Source organism: Pseudomonas sp. WS 5532, assembly GCF_012985445.1.
In the GTDB taxonomy this organism is placed as follows: Bacteria; Pseudomonadota; Gammaproteobacteria; order Pseudomonadales; family Pseudomonadaceae; genus Aquipseudomonas; species Aquipseudomonas edaphica.
Window position 1 is genome coordinate 21,509 of record NZ_JAAQWK010000018.1, and the last position, 25,195, is coordinate 46,703.

The 25,195-nt window shown below is 60.4% G+C and carries 19 protein-coding genes; 17 read left to right on the top strand and 2 right to left on the bottom strand.

Features of this window, described 5'->3' with window-relative positions:
• Position 1: 1 nt before the first annotated feature.
• Positions 2-1,546, top strand: coding sequence for a D-xylose ABC transporter ATP-binding protein (gene xylG / locus HBO23_RS25240; RefSeq protein ID WP_170040169.1), 1,545 nt, complete (start codon positions 2-4; stop codon positions 1,544-1,546).
• The gene (locus tag HBO23_RS25245; protein ID WP_170040171.1) at positions 1,547-2,683 is read left to right on the top strand and encodes a sugar ABC transporter permease; all 1,137 of its coding nucleotides are present in this window, start codon (positions 1,547-1,549) and stop codon (positions 2,681-2,683) included.
• A gap of 197 nt (positions 2,684-2,880) precedes the next feature.
• Here HBO23_RS25245 and HBO23_RS25250 read toward each other — a convergent pair whose 3' ends face one another.
• Complete coding sequence (locus HBO23_RS25250; protein WP_170040174.1) at positions 2,881-5,445, bottom strand: hypothetical protein; 2,565 nt, start codon at positions 5,443-5,445, stop codon at positions 2,881-2,883.
• Positions 5,446-5,781: 336 nt separating this feature from the next.
• Here HBO23_RS25250 and HBO23_RS25255 point away from each other — a divergent pair, with 336 nt between their 5' ends.
• Complete coding sequence (locus HBO23_RS25255; protein WP_186354781.1) at positions 5,782-6,093, top strand: hypothetical protein; 312 nt, start codon at positions 5,782-5,784, stop codon at positions 6,091-6,093.
• 123 nt (positions 6,094-6,216) lie between these two features.
• Here the strand turns inward: HBO23_RS25255 and HBO23_RS25260 are convergent, their stop codons facing one another.
• Positions 6,217-7,716 (bottom strand): CoA-acylating methylmalonate-semialdehyde dehydrogenase, encoded by a 1,500-nt coding sequence (locus HBO23_RS25260; protein WP_169988316.1) that lies wholly within the window; start codon positions 7,714-7,716, stop codon positions 6,217-6,219.
• 109 nt (positions 7,717-7,825) lie between these two features.
• On the opposite strand from HBO23_RS25260, the gene HBO23_RS25265 reads away from it, so the two are divergent.
• The 14 genes from HBO23_RS25265 to HBO23_RS25330 all read left to right on the top strand — a co-directional run bounded on the left by HBO23_RS25265 (position 7,826) and on the right by HBO23_RS25330 (position 25,191).
• On the top strand, positions 7,826-8,764 hold the full coding sequence (locus tag HBO23_RS25265) for a LysR family transcriptional regulator (protein WP_170040176.1): 939 nt from the start codon (positions 7,826-7,828) through the stop codon (positions 8,762-8,764).
• 152 nt (positions 8,765-8,916) lie between these two features.
• A complete protein-coding gene (locus HBO23_RS25270) occupies positions 8,917-9,183 on the top strand; it encodes an acyl-CoA-binding protein (RefSeq protein ID WP_170040178.1) in 267 nt (88 codons plus the stop codon).
• A 607-nt stretch (positions 9,184-9,790) separates the two neighbouring features.
• The gene (locus tag HBO23_RS25275) at positions 9,791-10,099 is read left to right on the top strand and encodes a hypothetical protein (protein ID WP_170040180.1); all 309 of its coding nucleotides are present in this window, start codon (positions 9,791-9,793) and stop codon (positions 10,097-10,099) included.
• Between the two features lie 526 nt (positions 10,100-10,625).
• Entirely contained in the window at positions 10,626-12,491 is a 1,866-nt protein-coding gene (locus HBO23_RS25280) for a 3-dehydroquinate synthase (RefSeq protein ID WP_170040182.1), read from the top strand.
• A gap of 5 nt (positions 12,492-12,496) precedes the next feature.
• Entirely contained in the window at positions 12,497-13,366 is an 870-nt protein-coding gene (locus HBO23_RS25285) for a UbiA family prenyltransferase (RefSeq protein WP_169988391.1), read from the top strand.
• Positions 13,363-14,046, top strand: coding sequence for an EboA domain-containing protein (locus HBO23_RS25290; RefSeq protein WP_170040184.1), 684 nt, complete (start codon positions 13,363-13,365; stop codon positions 14,044-14,046). Before HBO23_RS25285 ends, HBO23_RS25290 begins: the two co-directional genes overlap by 4 nt.
• Before the next feature lie 32 nt (positions 14,047-14,078).
• Positions 14,079-14,963: a TatD family hydrolase gene (locus HBO23_RS25295; RefSeq protein ID WP_170040186.1), complete on the top strand. Its 885-nt coding sequence runs from the start codon at positions 14,079-14,081 to the stop codon at positions 14,961-14,963.
• Positions 14,960-16,180, top strand: a complete 1,221-nt coding sequence (gene eboE, locus HBO23_RS25300) for a metabolite traffic protein EboE (RefSeq protein ID WP_017136540.1) — start codon at positions 14,960-14,962, stop codon at positions 16,178-16,180. Before HBO23_RS25295 ends, eboE begins: the two co-directional genes overlap by 4 nt.
• Positions 16,170-17,606, top strand: coding sequence for a nucleotide pyrophosphatase/phosphodiesterase family protein (locus HBO23_RS25305; protein WP_170040235.1), 1,437 nt, complete (start codon positions 16,170-16,172; stop codon positions 17,604-17,606). The genes eboE and HBO23_RS25305 overlap by 11 nt, the downstream gene beginning before the upstream one ends.
• Entirely contained in the window at positions 17,585-18,724 is a 1,140-nt protein-coding gene (locus HBO23_RS25310) for a hypothetical protein (RefSeq protein WP_170040188.1), read from the top strand. Before HBO23_RS25305 ends, HBO23_RS25310 begins: the two co-directional genes overlap by 22 nt.
• A gap of 10 nt (positions 18,725-18,734) precedes the next feature.
• Positions 18,735-21,098 (top strand): hypothetical protein, encoded by a 2,364-nt coding sequence (locus tag HBO23_RS25315; RefSeq protein ID WP_099547922.1) that lies wholly within the window; start codon positions 18,735-18,737, stop codon positions 21,096-21,098.
• Between the two features lie 59 nt (positions 21,099-21,157).
• A complete protein-coding gene (locus tag HBO23_RS25320) occupies positions 21,158-22,081 on the top strand; it encodes a hypothetical protein (protein ID WP_170040190.1) in 924 nt (307 codons plus the stop codon).
• Between the two features lie 11 nt (positions 22,082-22,092).
• Entirely contained in the window at positions 22,093-23,379 is a 1,287-nt protein-coding gene (locus HBO23_RS25325) for a hypothetical protein (protein WP_017136545.1), read from the top strand.
• A gap of 3 nt (positions 23,380-23,382) precedes the next feature.
• The gene (locus HBO23_RS25330; RefSeq protein ID WP_170040192.1) at positions 23,383-25,191 is read left to right on the top strand and encodes a hypothetical protein; all 1,809 of its coding nucleotides are present in this window, start codon (positions 23,383-23,385) and stop codon (positions 25,189-25,191) included.
• Positions 25,192-25,195 lie beyond the last annotated feature (4 nt).

A 25,195-nucleotide genomic window follows, 5' to 3' on the forward strand; every position in this document is an offset into this window, starting at 1 on the left:
CATGGCCGACTACTTGCTGCAAATGAACGGCATCGTCAAAACGTTTGGCGGTGTCAACGCTCTGAACGGCATCGATATCAAGGTACGGCCGGGGGAATGCGTCGGCCTGTGCGGTGAAAACGGTGCCGGCAAATCCACCTTGATGAAGGTGCTGTCGGCGGTCTACCCGTATGGCACCTGGGAAGGGGAAATACTCTGGGACGGGCAGCCGCTTAAAGCCCATTCCATCAGCGAAACCGAGGCCGCCGGCATCGTTATCATTCACCAGGAGCTGACCCTGGTGCCGGACTTGTCGGTGGCCGAAAACATCTTCATGGGCCACGAACTGACCTTGCCCGGCGGGCGCATGAACTACCCGGCCATGCTGCAGCGCGCCGAAGCGCTGATGCGCGAACTCAAGGTGCCGGACATGAATGTGGCGCTGCCGGTGTCGCAGTATGGCGGCGGCTACCAGCAACTGGTGGAAATCGCCAAGGCGCTGAACAAACACGCGCGCCTGTTGATCCTCGACGAGCCCTCCTCGGCCCTGACCCGCTCGGAAATCGAGGTGCTGCTCGACATTATCCGAGGCCTCAAGGCCAAGGGCGTGGCCTGCGTGTACATCTCTCACAAGCTCGACGAGGTGGCTGCCGTGTGCGACACCATCGCGGTGATTCGCGACGGCAAGCACATCGCGACCACGGCCATGGCCGACATGGATATCGCGCAGATCATCACCCAGATGGTCGGCCGCGAAATGAACAACCTCTACCCCACCGAGCCCCATGCAGTCGGTGAGGTGATTTTCGAGGCGCGCAACGTCACCTGCTATGACGTCGACAACCCCAAGCGCAAACGCGTGGACGATGTTTCTTTCGTGCTCAAGCGCGGGGAAATCCTCGGCATTGCCGGGCTGGTCGGTGCCGGGCGCACGGAACTGGTGTCGGCCTTGTTCGGCGCCTACCCCGGCCGCTACAGCGCCGAAGTGTGGCTGGACGGCCAACTGATCGACACGCGCACGCCGCTCAAATCGATCCGCGCCGGGCTGTGCATGGTGCCCGAAGACCGCAAGCGCCAAGGCATCATTCCTGACTTCGGCGTGGGCCAGAACATCACCCTGGCGGTGCTCGACCGCTACGCGCATATGACCCGCATCGACGCCGAGGCCGAGCTTGGCAGCATCGACCAGCAAATCGCGCGCCTGCACCTCAAGACCGCCAGCCCGTTTTTGCCGATCACCAGCCTGTCCGGTGGCAACCAGCAAAAGGCCGTGCTGGCGAAAATGCTCATGGCCAAGCCCCGCGTGCTGATCCTCGACGAGCCCACGCGCGGCGTGGATGTGGGCGCCAAGTATGAGATCTACAAACTGATGGGCGCGCTGGCCGTCGAGGGTGTATCGATCATCATGGTCTCCTCGGAACTGGCCGAAGTGCTGGGGGTTTCCAACCGCGTGCTGGTGATTGGCGACGGCCAGTTGCGTGGAGACTTCATCAACCAGGGGCTCACCCAGGAACAGGTGCTCGCCGCTGCGCTCAGCCAACACAATAAGAATGGGAAAACCGCGTAGATGAACCAGGTCAAACAGCTTTTTACCCGCTACAAAATGCTCGCCCTGGTGATCGCAGTGGCGATCATCTGGGTGTTTTTCAGTTGGCAGACCGAAGGCGGCTTTCTCACGCCGCGCAACCTGTCCAACCTGCTGCGGCAGATGTCGATCACCGGGATTCTGGCGTGCGGCATGGTGCTGGTGATCATCAGCGGCGAGATCGATTTGTCGGTGGGTTCACTGCTGGGGCTGTTGGGCGGGCTGGCGGCAATTCTGGACGTGGTCTACCACATTCCGCTGCTCGCCAACCTGAGCCTGGTGGCGCTGTGCGGTTTGATGATCGGCCTGGCCAACGGCTACATGACCGCCTACCTGCGCATCCCCTCGTTCATTGTCGGCCTGGGCGGCATGTTGGCGTTTCGCGGGATTTTGCTCGGCATTACCGGCGGTACCACCATTGCGCCGGTATCGCCGTCGCTGGTGTATGTGGGCCAGGGGTATTTGCCGCATGCCGTCGGTGTGGGGCTGGGCGTGTTGCTGTTTGCCTTGACCCTGTTCCTGACCTGGAAGCAACGGCGCAACCGCGCACTGCATGGCCTGGCGGCGCATTCGTTGGTGCGTGACCTGTTACGCGTGGCTGTGATCGGCGCAGTGCTGGCCGGGTTCGTCACCACCCTCAACAGTTACGACGGCATCCCCGTGCCGGTGTTGCTGTTGCTGGTGCTGCTCGGCGTGTTCAGCTACGTCACCAGCCAGACCGTGTTCGGCCGTCGCGTTTACGCGGTGGGCAGCAATATGGAAGCCACACGCCTGTCGGGCATCAACGTGCAGGCGGTAAAACTGTGGATCTTCGGCATCATGGGCGTGATGTGCGCCCTCGCCGGCCTGGTCAACACCGCGCGCCTGGCTGCCGGCTCACCGTCGGCGGGCAATATGGGCGAACTGGATGCGATTGCCGCGTGTTTTATCGGCGGCACCTCCATGCGCGGCGGCTCGGGCACGGTGTATGGCGCGTTGCTCGGCGCGCTGGTGATTACCAGCCTGGATAACGGCATGTCGATGCTGGACGTGGACAGCTACTGGCAGATGATTGTGAAGGGCAGCATTCTGGTGCTGGCGGTGTGGGTGGATGTGAGTACGCGGACGGGGCGCCGCTGAGGGGCTCGCAAGTACGGGCAAGCGCCAATGTGGGAGCTGGCTTGCCTGCGATGGCGGTGTAAAAGTGCCAGCCAGTTAGCTGACACTCCGCTATCGCAAGCAAGCCAGTGACCTTTATGGATCGACGGCTTACTTGAGTGACGTGAACACAGGCACCGACGCCGCCGCAGTGTGCGTGGCTACTGCGCTGTTAGCGTTCAAGCAATGCTGCTCCCGTCAAAAAGGCTATACGTATACTCGGGAACCTTCGAGGGCTTGGACAGGTAGACAAATAACTTATTGTCCGCCTCTTGGACAGCCAGGACTTGCATAGGCTCACCTGGTGCTACGGCGACATGGTCAGGCAAAAAGCTGGTGGATAAGTTCTTTTTGGGTAGCGACTCATCAAACACATACACAACCTGTTGAGTGGCGTTACCGCGTTCCTCTGCTTCCTCCGTGGCCCAACTTTCCCATTCAGTGGCATTACGGACGGTCGCCGAAGCAGACTGTACACCCGAGTCTTTAAACACCTGACCTACGCCATTCTTGATCTTTTCAGCGCCCTCTGGCGTGACGAAAGCAGAACGATAGGCTTTGCCTTCGAAACTGTTTAACTCATCGAATTCTTCAAGGAACATATCCAGCTCAACGGTGCGTTCACCCGTTCGCAACGATTCATTGATAGCATTGCTATCCTTATCTATATATTCCCCCACCTCGTCATAATCTTCTGCGTTACTTTCGCTAATGAGCTTCGTCAGTGTGTCTGCAAAGGTTTGGCGTTGTGCTTGGGTAACGGGTGCTGCTGCGTTGCTTTGCTCAGTAATAACAGCGTCCAGCGCTTCACTTGCCTGGGCATATTCCAATGGAATGAACGCTGACTCGACGCCACCACCCACAACGCTCCTGAGTTGCCAAACGCCCGCCTCATCGGGCTTCGCGATAATGCCACTGCTCACCCACTTCGATGGATCAACCGGGTCTGGATTACGCAACAAATAATGCACGCCATCCCCACCATCAGGCGTGTCAGCGACAAAGTACTTTTGCCCTCTAAACTCAATTTCGCGCATCTGCGCAAAGGTTGCAGGTGCGTCAGTAGTTGGGTTTACTGTCGGCGGTGATTCAACAACTACTTCAGCGGTATTTTGCGAAGCGCTGGGGGTTCGCATCAGTTCCAAGTCGCTTTCCGAAGAGTCCGGACTCCATGTGTAATTTTTGCCGGGCGCTGAGACCTCAGAGACGTTGGCTACCCCACGCAGTCCCTCACTCAGCGCAACCTCGTGCGCCAGTTGTAAGCTTGAAATCACCGCTGCGGCAGTGCCGCCAAGGCGATCGGATGACGTCTTGCCATAGATGGAGTCATGGATACCAAAGACGATATTGCCCGCGTTACCGACACCAGGCAGATAACCGAAGGTATTGCCCCAAAGGTCTTTTGCGGCCTTCCAGTTTTGCTGCGAGGAACCAAACACTTGAGTTTGGTCGGACCACACCGCGTTTTTAGCATTCACCTCCTGGTAGTGAGCGGCAATACCGGTATCCAGGTTGCCGTATTTCAACCGATATCCGCTGTCGCGCGACTCGGTGTAATTAAATGTCTCCCACACGGGCACAGCCTCATCTTTAACGAGGCTTCGATAGCCAGGGTAGGTGGCATGGTTGCCTGCAATTAAATTATCCAGCACATCGCCCGCCTTGGGCCAATGCGCATCTTGGGTGCCTTGCCTGTCGCCGGCATTGAAACTGCGCAGCAAATGATTACGGTTTTTTTTAGCCCAACCGGCAAAGTCCCGATCGTCCCATATTTCGGTGACCCCGCCATTCTTCAAATCGATCATCACACCCTTATGGGGTCTGCTTTCCACATTGCCTTTAAACTCTAAGAATGGAACAAAGGCATACCCTGCCAATGGGTAGCCATAAATATTCGGCACAATGACCTGCCCGTTCCTGCGTAACGTGCGCCCCACGGCCGTTTGAGCGGCTTCGCTTAACTGCTCGAAACCTTCCTTGTCATTGGCCAGGCTTTGCAAGGTGCCCCGTACGGCATAGGCGTCAGCTTTGCCTGAACGCTGCGCCAATGCTCCCGTCGTGTCGCGCATGGGCTGGGATATCTCAAGCTCCCAATGACGCTGAAGTTTGTTGCCCATCGACTCCAGATCCGCGACCTTGCTTCTGTCCTGGGGCTCAATATGCATAGATTGGACGTTGACCGTGCCGCCTCGCTCGACTTTATCGTGCGCAAGCGCACCGGCGGCAATTTCCCACGCAAAGTAGGTACGTATATTTTGATTGGTCACATGGGAGGCCCCGTTAAGCTCCCTTACTGACGAGGTGAACGTTACGTTGATTTTTTCATGAGGGTCATAGCCTGCGGCCAGCAACCCACCACTGAAGTAGCCCGCCGGTTCGAGAAATTGGCGAGGCTGCTGGAATTTGACGTTGCGTTCGCCATCGCTGCCATTTTCTATATTGTTGATCGCCGCAACGACACGATCAGCATAGGCATCGATTCGCCGCATACGCTCAGGTAGCTTATAGGCCGCAGTGGGCGCAGTGGGCGCAGTAACGTGGGTTGCACCATAAATGAGCGACTTGTTAAAAATATCTTGTGACAGGGGAGCAGCGGTCGTTTCTGGCTTAAAACTGAGAGAGATACCAATGCCGCCTGCTGTGAAACCAACTGTTTGAACATTACCAGAGCCCTGCGTACCGGCCTCTGGTTCAAGAGCAACCGTTATCGCAGATTGTATAAGTGGAAACATATTTAAACTCATATCAGGATACTCCTTTCAGAATATTTACCCCCCCAAAACATTGAGCATGAACGTGAATTAAACAACTATCACTCTCTGTTCAAATCATATGAAGTTGGGAGCCAGTCCCGGGTGTACTTTTGCCCCTTTGGCATTATTTCCACACCAGCAATCAGATGAGTCGTACCGAAGAATGAACGAGTTCCTTCGATAGAAGTCACGTTTGTTACCTGCTGTTTTTGCACCGCACAGCGTGGAAGTTGAACAGGACAGGCTATCGGTGCACTTGACTGTTGAACGCTCGGTGGGTGGCCTGTCGTCATGCTTTGTAAAGGGCCAGCAAGACGTGTCGGTTCCTTGATCAGACAGGTACTAAACGATGAAAAAATTGTCCCCGACCCACCTGACAATTCCGCCAAAGACCGCGCCGCCTTCAACCGCGCCATCGACCATTACCTACCCACCCCCGGCGTTCACAGTGTTATCGAAGACCTGAGCTTCGAAGATGCCCTGCTCGACAGCGCTTCGGCCACCACGCTCAATTGCAGTGAAATGCTCGCCAGCCCCGAACGGGCGAAGATTCTGGCGGTATGGCATTTGCTCGAGCTGGCGAGGACTACGGTGGATCGCTCCATTGAGTGCCTGAAGCCCGCCAAGGCTATGGCTTAAATGCGGTAAAAAAATGTGGGAGCTGGCTTGCCAGCGATGGCGGTGTATCAGCCAGAACATCTGGTGCTGATATCGCTATCGCAGGCAAGCCAGCTCCCACATGTGAACTGCGGTGTATTTAAGTTACTTGGACACCGGCATCGCAAACTCAGCGCCCTGCTCAATGCTCTCCGACCAGCGCTGCATGATCGACTTCTGCTTGGTGTAAAAACGCACACCTTCCGTGCCGTAGGCATGCATGTCGCCAAACAGACTCTTCTTCCAGCCACCAAAGCCGTGCCAGGCCATCGGCACCGGAATCGGCACGTTGATGCCGACCATGCCCACTTCGATGCGCCGGGCGAATTCGCGGGCGATGTTGCCGTCGCGGGTGAAGCAGCTGACGCCGTTGCCGAACTCGTGGTCGTTGACCAGCTTGATCGCCTCGGCAAAGTCATTCACGCGCACGCAGGCCAGCACCGGGCCGAAGATTTCTTCGCGGTAGATGCTCATGTCTTGGGTAACGTGGTCGAACAAGGTCGCACCGAGCCAGAAGCCGTTTTCCAAGCCTGCCTCGGTTGGCACGTAATCACGCCCGTCGAGCAGCAATTGCGCGCCGGCTTGCACGCCTTGTTCGATGTAGCCGCTGATGCGTTCCAATGCGGCGCGGGACACGATCGGGCCCATTTCAGCCTTCAAATCGCGGCCGTCGGTGATGCGCAATTGCTTGGCACGCTCGGTCAAGCAAGCGATGACTTTGTCACCCACATCGCCTACCAACACGGCGACGGAAATCGCCATGCAGCGCTCGCCGGCACTGCCGTAGGCGGCGCCCATCAGCGCATCCACGGTTTTTTCGATGTCGGCGTCGGGCATCACCACCATGTGGTTTTTCGCGCCGCCCAGGCCTTGTACGCGCTTGCCGTTGCGCGCGCCGGTTTCGTAGATGTATTGCGCAATCGGCGTGGAGCCGACAAAGCTCATGGCCTTGACGTCCGGGTGTTCGAGCAGTGCATCCACCGATTCCTTGTCGCCCTGCACCACGTTGAACACGCCTTTGGGCAGGCCGGCTTCACGCAGCAGTTCGGCCATGAACAGCGAGGCGCTCGGGTCGGTCGGGCTTGGCTTGAGGATAAAGGTGTTGCCGGCCGCAATGGCGATCGGGTACATCCACATCGGCACCATCACCGGGAAGTTGAACGGCGTGACGCCGGCAACCACGCCCAGCGGCTGGCGCATCGTCCAGTTGTCCATACCACGGGAAACCTGGTCGGAATGCTCGCCCTTGAGCAGGTTGGGAATGCCGCAGGCGAATTCCAGAATATCGATGCCACGGTCAACTTCACCCTGGGCATCGGTAAAGACTTTGCCGTGCTCGGCGACGATGATGCGCGCCAGGTCGTCCTTGCGTTCACGCAGCAGGTGCAGGTACTCGAACAAAACGCGAGCGCGGCGGATCGGCGGCGTGTCGGCCCAACTGGCAAACGCGGCCTGGGCAGCGGCGACGGCTTCACCGACGGTCTGGCGGCTGGCCAGCGCCACGCGGCCGGTGATTTCGCCGGTGGCTGGGTTGTAGACGTCCTGATAGCGATCATCGCGGCTCACGCGTTGGTCGTTGATGTAGTGCTCGATCGTACTGGTCATGGCAGGTGATCCCAGGTGGGTAGCGTTGAGGCACACGATAGGCTTTCAGTTTGTTCCAAACCAGAGCAGAATCCTGAACTTATTGTCCTTGTGAGCGAACAATAGAACCATGGAAAAATCCGAGATCGAAGGGCTGTGGACCCATATTCACTGGTTGTCGGTGCTCGAAGAGCAAGGCACCTACACCGCCGCCGCAGCGCGTCTGGGGGTGAGCAAGTCGGCCGTCAGCCAGCGCATCTCGGACCTGGAAAAGGCCACCGGCACCCGCCTGGTCACCCGCACCACGCGCAGTGTGCGGCTTACCGATGCGGGGCTGTCGTTGACCCGCGAAGTGCGCAGCGCCTACGAACATATCGCCCGCAGTTTCTCGTCGGTGCGCGACTCGGCCGGAGAGATTCGCGGGCTGGTGCGCCTCACCGCGCCGGTGGCGTTTGCCCGGCAGCAGTTGGTGCCGCATCTGTCGGAATTCCTGCAGCAATACCCGCAAGTGCGTATTCAACTGGACGTGTCGGATGCCCTGAGTTCACTGACAGCCGAAGGTTACGACCTGGCGGTGCGCCACGGTTTCCAGGTGCCAGAAACCCACGTGGCCTGGAAGTTGTGCGACACCGGCTCGGTGCTGGTCGCCACCCAGGACTACCTGCAGCGCCACGGCGAACCCCGCGAGCCCAACGACCTCAGTGCCCACAACTGCCTCTACTACCCACGCGGCGCCGACCAGCCGGCCTGGACATTCGAGCGCGGCGGCAAAAAAGTCGAACGCGTCACCGTGCCCATCGCCGGCAGTTTTTCCACCAACAACAGCGAAGCCCTGCGCGACTCGGCGCTCAACCACCTGGGCATCGCCCTGCTCCCGGACTTCAGCGCACAGGCGGCGCTGGCCAGCGGCACGTTGGTGCAAGTGCTCAAGGGCTGGACACTCAAGGGCGCGTTTGCCGATGAGATTTACTTGATCCGCCCGTATTCGCCCCATGTGCCGAAGTCGGTGAGTGCGTTGGTGGGGTACCTGAAGGAGAAACTGTCGAGTGGGTTTCGGTTTGTGGGATGAGGCGAGGTTGTGCGAATAAATCAGCGCCATTAAGCGTGGCGCTTATAGCCAACAGGTATTGATAACTGTGAATTATACCAGGCGTATTGTTTATGCCTGGCACTTACTATTTGTAGCGCACACCTAACCCGGTTTAATACCTTGGAGGCACCATGAGCATTGCAGATTTCGACTCAGCAGTGGAAGCGGTCACACGGTTATCAAAACGACCAGCCGACGATGAACTTCTTGAACTGTATGGGTTACACAAACAATCCACACAGGGTGACAATAACTCTGCAAGGCCTGGCTTCACTGATTTTGCAGGAAAAGCTAAATGGGAAGCTTGGAACAAACTAAAAGGTACGTCACAACGTGAGGCCCAAAATAGGTATATCGAATTAGCGAATAGCCTGATCAACCGAGAGAGCACCTCATAAGGGTCGGCCACCACACTCAATGGCAGTGAAATGCTCGCCAGCCCCGAACGGGCGAAGATTCTGGCGGTGTGGCATTTGCTGGAGCTTGCCCGCACCACGGTGGATCGCTCTATCGAGTGCCTGAAACCTGCAAAAGCAATGGCTTAAACACGGTCAAAAATGTGGGAGCTGGCTTGCCTGCGATAGCGGTGTATCAGACAGAAAATTAGGTGCAGATATACCGCTATCGCAGGCAAGCCAGCTCCCACATTGGATCGTGTGGCTGCTGCTCCGTGTGGCTGATCAGTCAGTGGCCTTTCGACATGGTTTGTAAAGGGCCAGCAAGGCGCGTCGCTTTTAATTGCAGGACGTTTCCTAGACAATCCCTGCCGCCTTGTGCCTGTTGGAATCGATGGCTAGTCTGCGATCCGTCACTGCTCATCAGTGATCGGGTTTAGCAGCCTGACTTCAATAGGTACACGGTTCACCGCTGCGTTTATGGTGGCTGTGCGTGGGGCACCTTCGGGTGCGCTGGTTTTCCTATTGACCGGTCTGCTAACCCGCGTACAGCTACCACCCTCGTTTAGCAGCGTTGGTGATAGCTCTCTGGTTCAATAGGAGTTACACCATGAAAAAAGTCGTCCCCGACCCACCCCGCAATTGCGCCAAAGACCGCGCCGCCTTCAACCGCGCCCTCGACCATTACCTGCCCACCCCCGGCGTTCACAGCGTGATCGAAGACCTGAGCTTTGAAGACGCCCTGCTCTACACCGCCAGCCTGCTCGACAGCGCTTCGGCCACCACGCTCAATTGCAGTGAAATGCTCGCCAGCCCCGTACGGGCGAAGATTCTGGCGGTGTGGCATTTGCTCGAGCTGGCCCGCACCACGGTGGATCGCTCTATCGAGTGCCTGAAGCCTGCAAAAGCAATGGCTTAAACACGGTCAAAAATGTGGGAGCTGGCTTGTCGGGTCGCCGCATCGCTGCGATGGCGGTATATCTGTACCTGATTTTCTAACTTATACACCGCTATCGCAGGCAAGCCAGCTCCCACAATTGACCATCGTCGCACCCACTAAACGGAATAGTTCTCGACAACTACGCGCGCATAAACTTGTTATAGCCAGCCGCAATAATTAACCAAACAAACCCCACCGTTATGTAATCCACTTGTTACTTTCAAAGCCCCTCACCAACAGCTTCTTGACGCAGACAAAAAAGCCATACAACTAATTGTAAATATTGAATAATCATCGCCACTCCTGCTCCACTCAAGCGCCCTTTTCAAACTCCCGCCCGCACAAACTTGCAAAACAACCACAACCGGCTACGTTCATGAATACCGTGAAAGCCATCAGCCATTACGCACAAAACCTGCCAGCCAGGTGAGGGGTTTTATTGTTCTAAAAACGGCGCAAACACAGACACGGAACTTAAGTCTCAATACTCAAAAGGGATGCTTTGATGAAGCGCAGCCGGTGGTATCGTGCATGCTCGAAAAAGGCGCCAGCCGAACATTTTTGGCTGTCATTGGTGTGCTTTTCTGCGCTGGTGATTGCCAGCTTTCTGTTGTTTGAACAACAGATCCAAGACTTCCTGATTCACCTCAACCTGTACCAACCGTCCTCGCCTGCCCAGGCGTTCAACCTGGCCCTGCTGCTGGTCGCCCTGCTCGCGCTGGACGTGGTGCTGCCGGTGCCGTCGAGCATGGTGGCGTTGCTGGCGGTGGCCATGCTCGGCAGCGTTGGCGGTTACCTGGTGATTTTTATCGGTCTGTGCCTGGGTGCAGGCTTGGGGTATGCGTTGGGCGCCGGTTATTTTCGTTTGCTGTCCGGCCGCCTTGGCTTGCATCAGCGCTCGCCCGGGCAGTTGGCGTACCGCTTGGGCACGCTGTCGTTGATTTGCCTGCGCGGTGTACCGGTGCTGGCGGAAACCTCGGTGGTGGCCGCCGGGATGCAGCGCTACCCGCTGCGGGCCTTTTTGCTGATCACCACTTTGGCCAATGCCGGCCTGGCGCTGGCCTACACGGCCATCGGCACCTTCCTGATCGAGCAGAATTCATTGCTGGTCACGGTGCTGGCCAGCATGGTGTTGCCGCTGGCGTTTGTGGCGATCTACAGCTTGCTCAAGCGCAAGCCCAAAGTCGACCAGCCTTTGCGCGGGCGGTTCGAGGTGACTTACGACTACCCAGTGATCTTCACCGACCACCTGTTCGACCCACTCAACCCGTGCCTGCACCACCAACTCATCACCCAGCACAGTGCACCCGTCACGGTGATGGTGTTCGCCGATGAGCAACTGCTGCACAGCGCCCCCGCGTTGCGCGACCAGATCGACGCCTACTTCGCGGCCCATGCCGATCTGCAGTTGCTCGCCGCGCCCATCGCCGTACCGGCCGGTGAATTGAGTAAAACCTCAGAGGTGTTGCAGCAGCTCTACAGCGACATGCTGCAACACGGCCTGGACCGGCATTGCTACGTGCTCGCCCTGGGCGGCGGCGCGGTGCTGGATGCGGTGGGTTACGCCTGCGCGACCTTCCACCGGGGCATCCGGCTGATCCGCATCCCCAGCACAGTGCTGGCCCAGAACGATGCCGGTATCGGCGTCAAAAACGGCATCAATGCCTTTGGCCAGAAGAACCTGCTCGGCGCGTTCTACCCCGCCACCGCCGTGATCAACGACTTCCAGTTGCTCACCAGCCTCACCCGCCGCGACCAGATCGCCGGGCTGGCCGAAGCAGTGAAAGTGGCGCTGATCAAGGACGCCGCGTTCTTCGAGTGGATGGAAGCCAATGCCAGCGCCCTCGCCCACTTCGACCACGCGGCCAGCCGCTACGCGATTCGCCGTTGCGCCGAGCTGCACCTGGGGCATATCACCGGCGCCGGTGACCCGTTCGAGCGCGGTAACGGCCGCCCGCTGGATTATGGGCATTGGGCCGCGCACAAACTGGAAAACCTTAGCCACCACCGGCTGCGCCATGGTGAAGCCGTCGCAGTGGGCATGGCCCTGGATGGGCTTTACGCGAACGCACTGGGCCTGTTGAGCGATTCCGAAACTGAGCGGGTGATGAGCCTGCTGCACACGCTGGGCTTCAACCTGTGCCCGCCGGAATTGAGTGTGACCGATGCCCAGGGCCGCTCACCGCTGTTGCTCGGCCTGGAGGAGTTTCGCCAGCACTTGGGCGGGCAACTGTCGATCCCCATGCTCACCTGCATCGGCCAATCGGTGGACCTGCATGCAATCGACAGCGCAAAAATGCAAACGGCGCTGCAACGGCTGGCGGCCCACAGCAGCCCGGCACTGGCGGCCACCGAGGGCTACGCGCGATGAGCCCGATGAAAACCTGGATGACCCTCGGCCGCGTGTCCAACCTGCCGACGGTGTGGACCAACACCCTGGCCGCCGCCCTGCTCGCCAGCAGTGCCGGGGCCTTGGCGCCGCCCTCCTCGCTGGTGTGGGTGCTGCTGTTGACCACCTTGTCGCTGCTGTACCTGGCCGGCATGTTCTTGAATGACCTGCTGGATGCCGACTGGGACGAACAACACCACAACCCGCGCCCCATTACCCTGGGACTTGCCAGCCGTCAACAAGTCGGCCTGGCCACAACCTTGCTGCTGGTACTCGCGGCAGCGGCGGTGCTGGGCCTGAGCCGCTTGATCGACACGCCGCATTGGTTGCTCGGCGGCGTGGTGCTGCTGGTGGGCTGCATCTTCGGCTACAACCTGCTGCACAAAAAATATGCGCACAGCGTGTGGCTGATGGGCGCCTGCCGCTCGGCGCTGTACCTCACCGCCGCCGCCAGCCTGGCGGTGCCGCCGGAGCCGATTTGGCTGTGCGCGATTCTGCTTGGCGTGTACATCAGCGGCCTGACCTACCTGGCCCGCCAGGAGCACCGCAACCAACTGATCAGCCGCCTGCCGCTACTGTTGATGCTCAGCCCGCTGGCCCTGGCGCTCTACTCCAACAACCTGTGGTTCTGGCCGGTATTGCTGCTGTGGCTGGGCTGGTTGGGCTGGCATTACTGGAAACACCTGGCCCACCCGCAACAGCGCCAGGTGCGCGCGTTTATCGGCGCAGGTTTGGCCGCGCTGCCGTTGTTCGATGCACTGGTGCTGGCGGTGGCCAATCAGCCATTGGGCAGCCTGGTGTGTGTGCTGGTGTTTTTCCTGCTTCCCCACTTTCAGCGTTGGATCAAGCCGACATGAACATGCGCCCGGATAACCTCGCCGACCTTCGCTTGAGCCTCACCCAACGGCTGGATGCCACGCAGCTGCATTGGTGGTTGCAGGCACATGCAAAGCTTGAAGAACAACCGCATGCTTCCACGGCGGCGCTGCTGTGCGGCCAGTGCAAACGCCAGTTGCCTGCCGCCGTTGTCGCGCCAGCCCGGGCACTGGTGGTGGCCAAGGCGCTGGAACACACGCCGGCAGACGATCACCTGCCGCTGCTGCGCCAACTGTTCCTGTGGGGCGATGACCAGGAAAAAATCGCCCTGCTCAGCGCCCTCGACTGGCTCGACCGCGACGGGATGTGCCTGGAACTGGCGTTGCAGGCTGGGCGCACCAGTAACCCCCAGGTATTTGCTGCCCTCGCCCTCGACACCGCTTACCCGTCACGTCATTACCCGGAACGCGCCTTTCACCAACTGGTGCTCAAGGCGCTCGGCATGGGCCTCGACATCGGGCGCCTGGTGAACCTGGCGCAACACCACAGCGTGACCCTCAACCAGCTCGCCCTCGACCTGCTCGACGAACAGCTCGCGGCCTCACGCACCGTGTCCCCAGGCTTACCCAAAGCGATCGCCTTTGACCTGCTCAGCCCGGCGCAACTACAGCGCTTGCGCGGCCTGCGCCTGCCGCCCGAATGGCACGCCTACCTGAACTGATGCACATCGCCTTCCCTTGACGAGGATTCACCATGCTCAAGTACTTCGATCCGCATATCCATATGGTCAGCCGCACCACCGACGACTACCAGAACATGGCCGCCGCCGGCATCACCGGGGTGATTGAACCGGCATTCTGGCAAGGCCAGGCGCGCACCAGCCTGGGCAGTTTCGTCGACTATTTCGACACGCTGCTGGGTTGGGAACGCTTTCGCGCGAGCATGTTCGGCATCCACCACTTCTGCACCATCGGCCTGAACCCCAAGGAGGCCAATGACCTGTCGATTGCCAATGAAGTGCTGGAGATTCTGCCGCGTTACCTGGTCAAGGATGGCGTGGTGGCGGTGGGTGAAATCGGCTACGACGACATCACTCCCGAAGAGGACCGCTTCCTCGCCGCGCAACTGGAACTGGCCAAGCAATTCAACCTGCCGGTGCTGGTGCACACGCCGCACCGTGACAAGATCGGCGGCACCAAACGCACCCTCGCCGTCATCCGCGAAGTGGGGATTGCCGAACACCTGGTGATCATCGACCACCTCAACGAACTGACCTTGCCGCTGGTGCTCGACAGCGAGTGCTGGCGCGGCCATTCGATCTACCCCAACACCAAGATGTCGGAGCAGCGCATGGTCGCGTTGCTGCAGGAATACGGCACCGAAAAAATGGTGGTCAACAGCGCGGCGGACTGGGGCATCAGCGACCCGCTCAAGGTGCCCAAGACCGGCCAGGCGATGCTCGCGGCCGGGTTCAGTGCAGCCCAGGTGGAACAGGTGCTGTTCCATAACCCGGTGGACTTTTTTGCCCAGAGCGGCCAACTCGACAAGGCCCTGGTGAGCACGCCGCTGCCCATCGACCAACGCAAGCAATGGCAAGAAAACTCGGCCCTGCGTGGCCAGGACCCGGTGGTCAAATGAGCGCCGCCAAGGGCTGGGCGGCCAGCCAGATCGGCTATTGCAGCAATGTACACCCGGCACGCGACCTGGCCGGGCTGCGCGCCTCCATCACCGAGCATTTTCAGGGCGTGCGCACCTTGCGCGGGCTGGCCCAACAAGACAGCGGCCTGTGGATCTGCGCCCAGGCGGCGGCGCAATTACAGCACGCCCCGGCGCGCACGCAGTTTGTGCAGTTACTCAAGCAAAGCGGCGTGCGCCTGACCTCACTGAACGGTTTTCCCTATGGCGACTTCCACCAGGGCGCGGTGAAGGCCGAGGTGTATTTGCCCAGTTGGGCCGACCCGCAACGGCTGGCTTACAGCCTGGACCTGGCGCGCATCCTTGCCCACGCCCTGCCCGACGATTGCCGCCAAGGGGTAATTTCCACGGTGCCGCTGGGCTATGCCGCAACCTGGAGCAAAGCGCGGCAACTGCGCGCCGATGAACACCTCAGCCAACTCACAGCCGCACTTGCCACGCTGCACCACAAAACCGGCAAGAAAATTGTGTTCTGCCTGGAGATGGAGCCCGACTGTGTGCTGGAAAATACCGAGCAGACCCTCGCATTCTTCCAGCACCGGCAGGCCATGGACCCGAACCATGCCTACCTGGCGCTGTGTTTTGATGTGTGCCACCAAGCGGTGATGTTCGAGGATTGTTATCAATCCCTGGAACGGCTGCGTGCCGCCGGCGTGCCGGTGGGCAAGGTCCAGCTGTCCAATGCGATGATCTGCCACTTGCCGCCCGACGATGCCGTTCGGCGCGAAGCCGTGCTCGACACCCTCGCAAGCTTTGCCGAAGCCACCTACCTGCACCAGGTCAAGGCACTCGATGCACAGGGCCGTCGCGTGGCATGGGCCGATCTGCCGGCGGCATTGCAAGGTTGCACCGGGTTCAACGAACTGCGCATTCACTTCCATATCCCGCTGTTCAGCGAACACTTGCTGTTGCCCGAACTGCGCGGCAGCCAGGCGGCCCTGGCCCAGACCTTCGACTACCTGGCCGCCCACACGGAGTTCCGCCCGGTGCTGGAGGTGGAAACCTACAGCTGGGGCGTGTTGCCCGCGCAACTGCGGCCCACCACGCAACAGGCGCAGCTGGAAGGCATCGCCGCCGAGCTGCGTTGGGTCGAGAGCCAATTGCGCCAGCGCAACCTGCTGCAAACCCTGATGCAGGAGGCGTATGCCGATGCGCTCTGAGCAACCGCTGCTGCTGATCAATGTGGTCGGGCTGACGCCGTCGCTGCTGGGCGAGGCGACGCCGCAGATCAACGCGCTGCTCAAGACCGCCAAGATGGCCAGCCTGCAACCGGTGTTCCCTGCCGTGACGTCCACGGTGCAGGCCTCGATCCTCACCGGCGCGCCGCCGTCGCAGCATGGGATCGTCGGCAATGGCTGGTACTTTCGCGACCAGGCCGAAGTGCGTTTCTGGCTGCAACCCAATGCGCTGATCCAGGGCGAAAAGGTCTGGCACACCCTCAAGCGTGAAATGCCGGGCTTTCGCTGCAGCCAGTTGTTCTGGTGGTACAACATGTACGCCGATGTGGACGCCTCCATCACACCGCGCCCGCATTACCCGGCCGATGGGCGCAAGCAATTTGGCCTGTATTCGTCGCCGCCCGGTTTGCATGAGCAGATCGAGGCGCAGATTGGCGAGTTCCCGTTCCATGGTTTTTGGGGGCCGGCGGCGGGCATCGCGTCGAGCCGCTGGATTGTCGATTGCGCCATGGCCGAGTTCCAGATCAGCCGGCCGCACCTGCAATTGATCTACCTGCCGCACCTTGATTACAGCTTGCAGCGCGTGGGGCCTGAGCACCCGTCGATTGCTGATGAAGTGCGCGCCATCGACCACGAAGTCGGGCGTTTGCTGGCCTTCGCCGAGGCCCAGGGTGCGGCGGTGATGCTGCTGTCTGAGTACGGCATCGAAGCCGTCGCGCAGTCGGTGTCGATCAACCGCGTGCTGCGCGCCGAAGGCCTGTTGCAGGTGCGCCAATCCTTGAGCTGGGAACTGCTCGACCCCGGCGCCAGCGCGGCGTTTGCGGTGGCGGACCATCAGGTCGCGCATGTCTACGTAAAGCACGCGCAAGACATCCCGCGCGTCAAAGCCCTGTTGCAGCGCCAGCCCGGCATCGAGCAGGTGCTGGACAAAGCCGAACAACGCGTTTGGCAGCTCGACCATCCACGCAGCGGCGAGCTGGTGGCCGTGGCCGCCGCCGGGTTCTGGTTCGATTACTACTACTGGCTGGACGAACGCAAAGCGCCGGATTTTGCGCGCACCGTGGACATTCACCGCAAGCCCGGCTACGACCCGGTCGAGTTGTTTATCGACCCGGCCATTCGCTTGCCCAAGCTCAAAGTGGCGCGCCGCCTGCTGCAAAAAAAGCTCGGTTTTCGCTACTACATGGACCTGATCCCACTGGACACAGGGTTAGTCCGTGGCAGCCATGGTCGTCTGCCCAGCAGTGCGCAGACCGGCCCGCTGCTGATCACCAATTGCGACCTGGCGTTGCCGCAGCAACTGGCGGCGACGGCAGTCAAGCAACTGCTCCTGGAGCACTTCCTGGGGCGCCCTCACCTCGAACTGGCGAATGCCAAGGAGCTTTCATGCGGCGAGCCTTATCTATAACGGTCCTGAGCGCACTGGCCGGATTGGCCCAGGCACAGGACACCACCCCCTTCGATTGCAGCAACTTTCTGCAGTTTGGAGGCAATCTCGACGCCACCCGGGCCGCCTTCACCCAAGGCCCCGAGACCCTCGCCTGGAACTGGTTTGCCTGCCTGAACCAGCCTGCCGGCCCACAAAGCCCTGACCGGGTCTGGGAAACCCTCAAACCGTCGGACCAGGTCTACCTGCCTAACGGCGCCCAACCGCTGCCGTATGGCCAAAGCGTGCCGCCACCCGCCGCCGTGCTGAGCCAGGCCCAGGCGATGGGCATGAACCCCAACCGAATCTTGCATAACCTCAACGCCACGCAACAGGTGGACGGGCTCATCCTGCAAATGGGCGGCCAGGTGCCGGCAGCCGAGAAAGGCCAGCCGGTGCGCTTCCAACTGCTGATGGGCCAGGACACGTTCGAGTACATCGTGCAGCAGAAGGTCTACAACGTGAACGGCCAGGCCGCACTCACCAGCGACCTGAACTTCCCCTCCACCGCCTGGGAGCTGAAAGCCGCGTGGCTGTGGATCGGTAACGACACGGCCTACCAGCAACAACTGGCCAGCCAGGGTTACTACATTGCCCAGGCCTACTACCAGCAGGGCAAGCAGTATCAGGTTGGCTATGCGGCGCTGAGCGGCTTGCATGTGATCAACAAGCTGAACCCCGATTGGGTGTGGACCACCTTCGAAAACCGTAACAACAGCCAGTACACGGTGACCAACGCCGCACCCGCTGCGCCGATGACCAACAGCACCGGGCCAACAGCGGCGGCGCAGCCGGTGAACGCCACCTTCCAGGCTCAATACCCGGCGTTGGCGCAGTACGAGCTGATCGGCGTGCAATCCAACACCACGCCAACGTTACTGGCCAACTCCCAGCTGGAATCGGCGTTCCAAAGTGAATCTTCATGCTTTGCCTGCCATGGCACCGCGGCCTATTCGCCCAAGCAGGGCTACTTCAATTTCGCCTTGAACAAAGACGGCGGCATCGTCTACCCCACCGCGCCGTTGCCCGCCTCCGACTTTGTCGGCTACCACAAACTGGACTTTGTCTGGTCGCTCAAACGCGCCCAGTGGCAACGTTAAGGAGCCTCACATGAGCGTCTTGAATTTCCCGCGTATCTACCTGGGCGGCCATATGTTCTGGAACCCGCCGACGGCCAACAACAACGACATGTACCCGCTGTACGATGCGGTAAAAATGCAGATGAACTGGCCGTTCTTGAAGGCCTTCGACATCACGCCACTGAATGCCGCCAGCACCTTGCTGCCCTGGACCATCGCCCCGCTGCCGCCCGCCAGCGTGCCCGACTACGTGATGCAGGTGCCAGGCAATGCCGGGCAGTTGACCACGCCGATGATCCCTGGCGAGTGGAACCTGTTCGGCGACAATGCCTGCGGCACCGTGAGCTACAACCAGACCCAGTCGGTGATCACCGGCGGCGAGTTACCCGGCGGTGGCTATGTGGACCAGGACCCGCTGATCAACCAGAGCTTCCAGTTGCTCGGCAACCCCTTCGGCGGTGCCCCCAGCTCGCCGGCGCGCTTTGTCGACGTGAGCCCCTGGCAGAACACTTTTACCGCGCTGTACTTCGACAAGCTGGTGCTGGGCAACGCCGAGTGCGGCCTGACGCTCAATCGCCAGTTCCGCATGCTCGACCGTTTCCTCAACTTCAACTGGGCCAACCTCGGTGGCCTGGCCTACGTGACCACCACCTGGCAAACCTGTTTCCCCAAAGAGAACCTGGAATGGGTGATCGGCAATTCCGCCTTGCTGCAAAACCTGCAGACCCAGATGGCGCAGCAAAATGCCAAGGGCTTGATGTTCCGTTTTTCGACCTACCTGACGTGCTACGACAAGAACGGCATCCTCAACAACTACCCGCCGATCGACACCCACTCCTCCAGCGCGGCGGCCCAGGCCCAGGTGCAGGCCATGTACCAACAGGGGCTGGATAACGTCGGCGATATCTTCTTCAACCCGGCCTATAGCCGCACGGTCGGCACCCTGGGCCTGTGGCTCGACGATGAGTTCCCCACCGCCCCCGCCGGCCGGCGCCTGGTACCGGCCGGTGCAGTGCCCATCTACAAGACCTCGCCGGGCACGGCCACCCAGGCGCAGCTCGGGGTGATCTCGGCGCAGGCCCACGACAACACCCTGTCGCTGGACCTGGGCAATGCCTTCCCGTTCTACCCGATCGACAAGACGGCCGACATCCCGGTCGCGGCCAAATTCCAGGCCGGCAATTACCAGATCGGCATCCGCCAGGGCACGCAATTCAGCCCGCTGGCCAGTTTTGGTTATGACGATTATCAACAGGCGGCCTTCGACAAACGCTCGGGCATCCTCGACCTGCCGCTGGGCGTGGACGCCCAGGCACTCCTGCAAACCGGCACCCTGGAACTGCAACAGCCCGGCACCACGCCCGTGATCGCCGCGACCCAGCAGATGTGGACCGCCGAAGTCGTCGAGAGCGCGAGCTTTATCGACGTGGGCGACACCAAAACCCTGCAGGTTATGGTGCAATACGACGGCCTGCCCGCGCCTGCCGGCACCACGTTGTGGGTGGCCGAATACGGCAATGCCTACATGCTGTGTACCACCGACTACTACCTGGCCTTCAGCAACGCGGCGAACTTCACGCTGTTCAACAACGACCCGGCCAACCCGGCGAATAACAGCGCCAATTGGCCGCAATTTCAAGGCGCAACCACGCTGCGCAGCCACGTAACCGAGGGCACCGGTCGCCAATTGATGGCCACGCGGCTGGCGGTGTCAGCCGATCAAATGACGCCGGTGACCTACCAGGAATTTTTACCGACACCTGCGGCAGTGGCCTTAAGCCCGACGCTCACGTTCGCCAACCCGATCGCCATGCAAGGCACCTTGCAAGACCCGCTCAACAATACGGTGCAATACAGCCTGGCGAAGATCCAGACCGACGCCAACGGCATCGCCAACCTGACCGTCACCGCCCAGGCGCCGGGTTTTCCGACCTTGCGTTTCTTTGTGCAGGAAGGTCAGCAGGCACCGGCGATCCCGTTCAGCTTCCCGCTGCCCACGGCCTTCACCGACTTCCTCGCGCCGCTGCGGGTGCTGCCGCTGGAACCGCAGTTGCAGCAGAACTTCGTCAACGCCTGGAACCTGATTTATCAACGCGAAAACGCCGGCCAGCTGATCTGGGAGACCTTCATCTACCCCTTCATCCTGCAGCCGTTTTATTACCTGTACCCGATCATGAGCAAGTTCATGCCGCTCAACTCCTTGTCGCGCATTGAGGGCGCGGTGGACCAACTGATTGTGTTGATCAGCAAGCCCTATCAGGAAGAAAGCACCCTGGCGATGCCCATTACGCGAGACATGCCGCAAAGCCGTCGAGCCGTACTGGAGTTGTGGGCGCAAGCCTTGGTGAAACGCAACTACCCGCCCGTGCAATTGAGCATGAGCGACTACCACTAAGCCACACGCAGGAGCGCCGGGTGGCCTGACGGCTGCCCGGCCCCCCACAGGAGTGTCCTATGAACACCAGCCTTTTGAGCCGACTGTTGCTGCTGTTTGTGCTGCTCAGCCCCGCCGCGTTTGCCGCCGACGACAGCGGCGCCGTGTACTTTACCAATGGTGTACACAACAGCGAAGGGTGCAACGCGCAGAACGGCAACTGCATCGCCAAACGCGCGCCAGGCGAGCCGTCCGATCCGTTTTTTCCGGCGCAATGGATCAGCGACTGGACGATGTACCGGGTCATGAACAACTACGCGAAAAACCCGCCGCCCTATAGCAATCCACCCTCGACCCTCACACCTGCCGACTACACGGTCTCGCGCGGGACGAGCTACTACGACACCACGTATATCCCGCCGGATGGCGACGGCTTCGGCGCGATGATGGAGCACTACGAGAAGTACTGCCTGCCGATCTTCCCGATCAAGAACAACAACTACACCTGCTCGTTCGTGTCCCTGGGCAACAAGGCGTACTTTTTGACTTACCCGCAGGACCGCCCGAAAGACATGCCGGCCTGCTGCATGTTTTCGCCGATGAACCACCCACCGCGCCAGGACTTTATCGAGCACCTGCCCTACAGCGCCGAGCGCAGCAAAAACCTCAACGCCAGCGTGCAGGCCTATGCCCTGGACCTGCAATCACCGTCGGGGCCGATCCTGTTTGGTTATGCCTTCAACAAGCGCCAGACAGGCTCACCACCCTACCGTTCGCCGCAGTCGTTCTTCTTTTCCGGGGACACCAGCGTGGCCAATGCGCCGATCGTGAGCCAGAACTACACCAACTTCCGTATCGCCAAACCCGACCCCAGGCAGACCTGGGACCAAGTGGCTGCGATGTGCCCGTCCAACCCGCCGCCTTGCCAGCTGTTCGAGCCGCCGGCCTCCCAGAGCAACGGCCATAAGGCGCAATGGAACCAGTTGATGCAGCGTAAGCCTTGAGGAAGATCATCATGAAAACACTACTGAGTGTGATGCTGCTGGGGCTGGTCAGCCTGCCGGCCCTGGCGCGCGAAGCACCGCAGCCGTCGACGCTGGCCACGCAGCTCAACTGCCAGCCACCCACCAGCGCCCCCGCCGCCAATGCGCCGCAGGACCAGTTCGATCAATACAGCTGGCAGATGTTCGTCGCCCTGAACTGGCCGGCCCAGGACGGGCAGCGTGGCACGCCCAACTGCAACAAACAGCCTGGGGATTCTGGCTACACCGTGTGGCAGACCTACAAGACCGTCAGTGAGATCTTCCTGCCGGGCGCCGCCAACCCTGGGCCGTGGAACAGCCCGCTGACGGCCCGCAGCCTGGGCATCATTAATATCGCTGCGTTGAAGAACAGTTCGCTGGTCAACTCCATCGACCAGGCGGTCGGTGGCTGGCTGATCGACCAGGCGGGCAACCCGACCTACTACGATATCTCGGCCAACCAGGCGTCCTATAACTACATTGTCGGCAACCGCTTCTACAACGCGAATGTGGTGTCCAAAGCCAATAACATCAGCTTCCCCAATGGGGTGATCGAAATCAAATCGAGCTGGCGCATCCTCACACCCAGGGACAATGCCAGCCATTACCTGACGCAGATTGCGCGCGTGGCCACCTTCAACAGCCAGGGCCAACGCACCGGGGTGACCGAGGCGTATCTGGGGCTGGTGGGCCTGCATATCATTACCAAGGTCAATGGCTACCCGCAGTGGATCTGGTCGACCTTCGAGCAGATCGAAAACGTGCCGCCCAAGGCCAAGGTCAATGGCCAGTGGGTCGATCAGCCGGTGTCCGGTACGGCGTATTCCTACTACACCCCGTTGGCCCCGGCCGCCACGCTCAACCAGTCGCCGTGCAACTGGCAGACCCAGGGCACGCAACTGGTCTGTGTGCCCAAGCCCGGCACCACGTTCAAGACGCCGAACCCGCTTAACCGCGTAACGCCGATTGCCGACGCCACAGGCTGGGTGAATGCCAATTACCAAGCCAACCCCGGCCTGCAACGCAGCGTCTTGAAGTACTACCAGCTGATCACCACCCAGCGCCCGCTGATGCCCAACAACCCGAGCAACCCACTGGGCCAGCCGACACCGGCGCTGTCGGCCAACGTGACCATGGAGAGTTATATCCAGCCCAACAGCAGCTGCATGAATTGCCATTCCATGGCCACGCCGGTGAAGAGCCCGTTCAAGTCTGACTTCTCGTACCTGTTCAAATTTGCCAACCCTCCCGTCACCCCACACGCCACGGACAAGGAATAGACCATGAGCATCCTCAATGGACCACGACTGAATTTCTGGGGCGGCATCCGCACCGACGTGAGCTTGCCGAACAACTCGCCGACCATCCCGTTCAATGGCAACCCGAACTGGCCGCTGTTTGACCTGACCACCTCGACCCTGGCGCCGGGTGCGCAGTCTTATACCGATGACCAACTGAACAACATGATCAACGCGCCGGCCGGCAACTACTACACCGCCGGCGGCTGGAACCACTATGGCCAGCATGTGGTGGACATGCAGAACGCCCTGATCAGTTCCCAAGGTGTGCCGGGCAACATCAGCACCACCGGCGACCTGATTGGCCAGCCGGTGTATCTGCTCGGCTCGGTAGACCCCGTGACCGGCCAAGGCCCGGTCTCCGGCCCGATGATGGTGGACCTGGACCCCAGCGCCTCGACCACCACGCAGATATTTGTCGGTGGCCTGCAAATTGGTGGCAACGACAATATCCAGTTGCTGATCCGCAACAATGCGGTGTGCAGCAGTTACGACGTGACCGGCCGCGTGCTCGACCCGGCAAAAATGGACGCACCGGGCTCGTTCCATGCCAGTGGCACGTTCCAGTTGACCTTCCCGCTGAGCAGTATCGTCAGCTGGAACCAGAACAGCGCCGGCCTCAAGGCGATCATCCAGGCGCCGGGGGCGACGGGCATTGTCTTGCGTTTTGTGATGTTCGAGATGTGCCCGCAGATGACCACGGCGCAGTTGGACGCTGATTACGCCGCCGGTAAATACACGCCGAACCCGAGCATCGGCCGGGTGATCGGCACCCTGGCCCCGGCGTTTGCCGGCGAACTGCCGGGCTGCCAGCCGGGCCGCCAGATAGTCAACCAGGCCACGGGCAACGCCGCCTATGCGGCGCTGGGCAACAACGGTTTGCTGAGCCTCGATATGGTCAACGTCATCCCCAAGCAAACCTTCCGCGCCGTGCGCGATGACATCACCAGCCCCATCGGGCCGAATGCCAATTACGGGCCGGTGACCATTGCCGCCGGTGCCGCGCCGCTGACGACGCTCAATCCCACCGCCAGCCCGCTGGTCAATTACTACGTGTATGGCGGTATCGTTGACCTGCCCCTGAATACCAGCCAACAGCAAGCCGTGAGGACCACGGCGCTGAACATCACCGCCCCCAATGCAGTGAACGGTAAAAAACTCAACGCCACCGAAGCGACGTACCGGGTGTATGCCGACCAGCGCAATGTGTACCTGGAGGACTACCCCACTGGTTTGACCATCACCCTCCGCGTCAGCTACTTGGGCGGACCGGTGCCCAACGCCACCAAGGTGAGCCTCGCAGCCAGCGCGCCGGGTGCTTACGATCAAAAGCAGTATTTTGACTTCCTTAACTTCCCCACGTCTCTGACCGTGAATGCCGGGCAACAGATGGTGAGCTTCCCGGTCACGCTCAAAAGCGGCAGTGCCGGCCAGGCCGGTTTTGTCGCGCTGACCTGCACGGCCAACGGCGTGGACGATGGCGCCTTCTTCACCAACTTGCGCAAATACGCCCAGACTGATTTCGGTATAGCCAAGGGCAGCACCATCACCTGGGCACAGGTTTACCCGAACGTGTTGCGCTTTCACTACCTGGCCTTCCCCGCCATGTCGCGCTACGTACCGCTCAACCAGCCCGACGCGATCATGGGCGCCAAAAACGCGATTTTGGCGCGCACCTCGGACGCCTACAAAGGCACCACGCTGTTCATGCCGGTCGTGCGCTCGATGTCGCCGGCCCAGCGTGCGTTGCTGCGCGCCTACCTCACCGGCAGCCCATGGCAGCCGCCGCAATAGGAGC

What these genes read in the sequence shown, in the direction of transcription:
- xylG (WP_170040169.1), top strand. Translation starts at nt 2, where the DNA reads ATGGCCGACTACTTGCTGCAAATGAACGGCATCGTCAAAACGTTTGGC.
- HBO23_RS25245 (WP_170040171.1), top strand. Translation starts at nt 1,547, where the DNA reads ATGAACCAGGTCAAACAGCTTTTTACCCGCTACAAAATGCTCGCCCTG.
- HBO23_RS25250 (WP_170040174.1), bottom strand. Translation starts at nt 5,445, where the DNA reads ATGAGTTTAAATATGTTTCCACTTATACAATCTGCGATAACGGTTGCT.
- HBO23_RS25260 (WP_169988316.1), bottom strand. Translation starts at nt 7,716, where the DNA reads ATGACCAGTACGATCGAGCACTACATCAACGACCAACGCGTGAGCCGC.
- HBO23_RS25265 (WP_170040176.1), top strand. Translation starts at nt 7,826, where the DNA reads ATGGAAAAATCCGAGATCGAAGGGCTGTGGACCCATATTCACTGGTTG.
- HBO23_RS25270 (WP_170040178.1), top strand. Translation starts at nt 8,917, where the DNA reads ATGAGCATTGCAGATTTCGACTCAGCAGTGGAAGCGGTCACACGGTTA.
- HBO23_RS25275 (WP_170040180.1), top strand. Translation starts at nt 9,791, where the DNA reads ATGAAAAAAGTCGTCCCCGACCCACCCCGCAATTGCGCCAAAGACCGC.
- HBO23_RS25280 (WP_170040182.1), top strand. Translation starts at nt 10,626, where the DNA reads ATGAAGCGCAGCCGGTGGTATCGTGCATGCTCGAAAAAGGCGCCAGCC.
- HBO23_RS25285 (WP_169988391.1), top strand. Translation starts at nt 12,497, where the DNA reads ATGAAAACCTGGATGACCCTCGGCCGCGTGTCCAACCTGCCGACGGTG.
- HBO23_RS25290 (WP_170040184.1), top strand. Translation starts at nt 13,363, where the DNA reads ATGAACATGCGCCCGGATAACCTCGCCGACCTTCGCTTGAGCCTCACC.
- HBO23_RS25295 (WP_170040186.1), top strand. Translation starts at nt 14,079, where the DNA reads ATGCTCAAGTACTTCGATCCGCATATCCATATGGTCAGCCGCACCACC.
- eboE (WP_017136540.1), top strand. Translation starts at nt 14,960, where the DNA reads ATGAGCGCCGCCAAGGGCTGGGCGGCCAGCCAGATCGGCTATTGCAGC.
- HBO23_RS25305 (WP_170040235.1), top strand. Translation starts at nt 16,170, where the DNA reads ATGCGCTCTGAGCAACCGCTGCTGCTGATCAATGTGGTCGGGCTGACG.
- HBO23_RS25310 (WP_170040188.1), top strand. Translation starts at nt 17,585, where the DNA reads ATGCGGCGAGCCTTATCTATAACGGTCCTGAGCGCACTGGCCGGATTG.
- HBO23_RS25315 (WP_099547922.1), top strand. Translation starts at nt 18,735, where the DNA reads ATGAGCGTCTTGAATTTCCCGCGTATCTACCTGGGCGGCCATATGTTC.
- HBO23_RS25320 (WP_170040190.1), top strand. Translation starts at nt 21,158, where the DNA reads ATGAACACCAGCCTTTTGAGCCGACTGTTGCTGCTGTTTGTGCTGCTC.
- HBO23_RS25325 (WP_017136545.1), top strand. Translation starts at nt 22,093, where the DNA reads ATGAAAACACTACTGAGTGTGATGCTGCTGGGGCTGGTCAGCCTGCCG.
- HBO23_RS25330 (WP_170040192.1), top strand. Translation starts at nt 23,383, where the DNA reads ATGAGCATCCTCAATGGACCACGACTGAATTTCTGGGGCGGCATCCGC.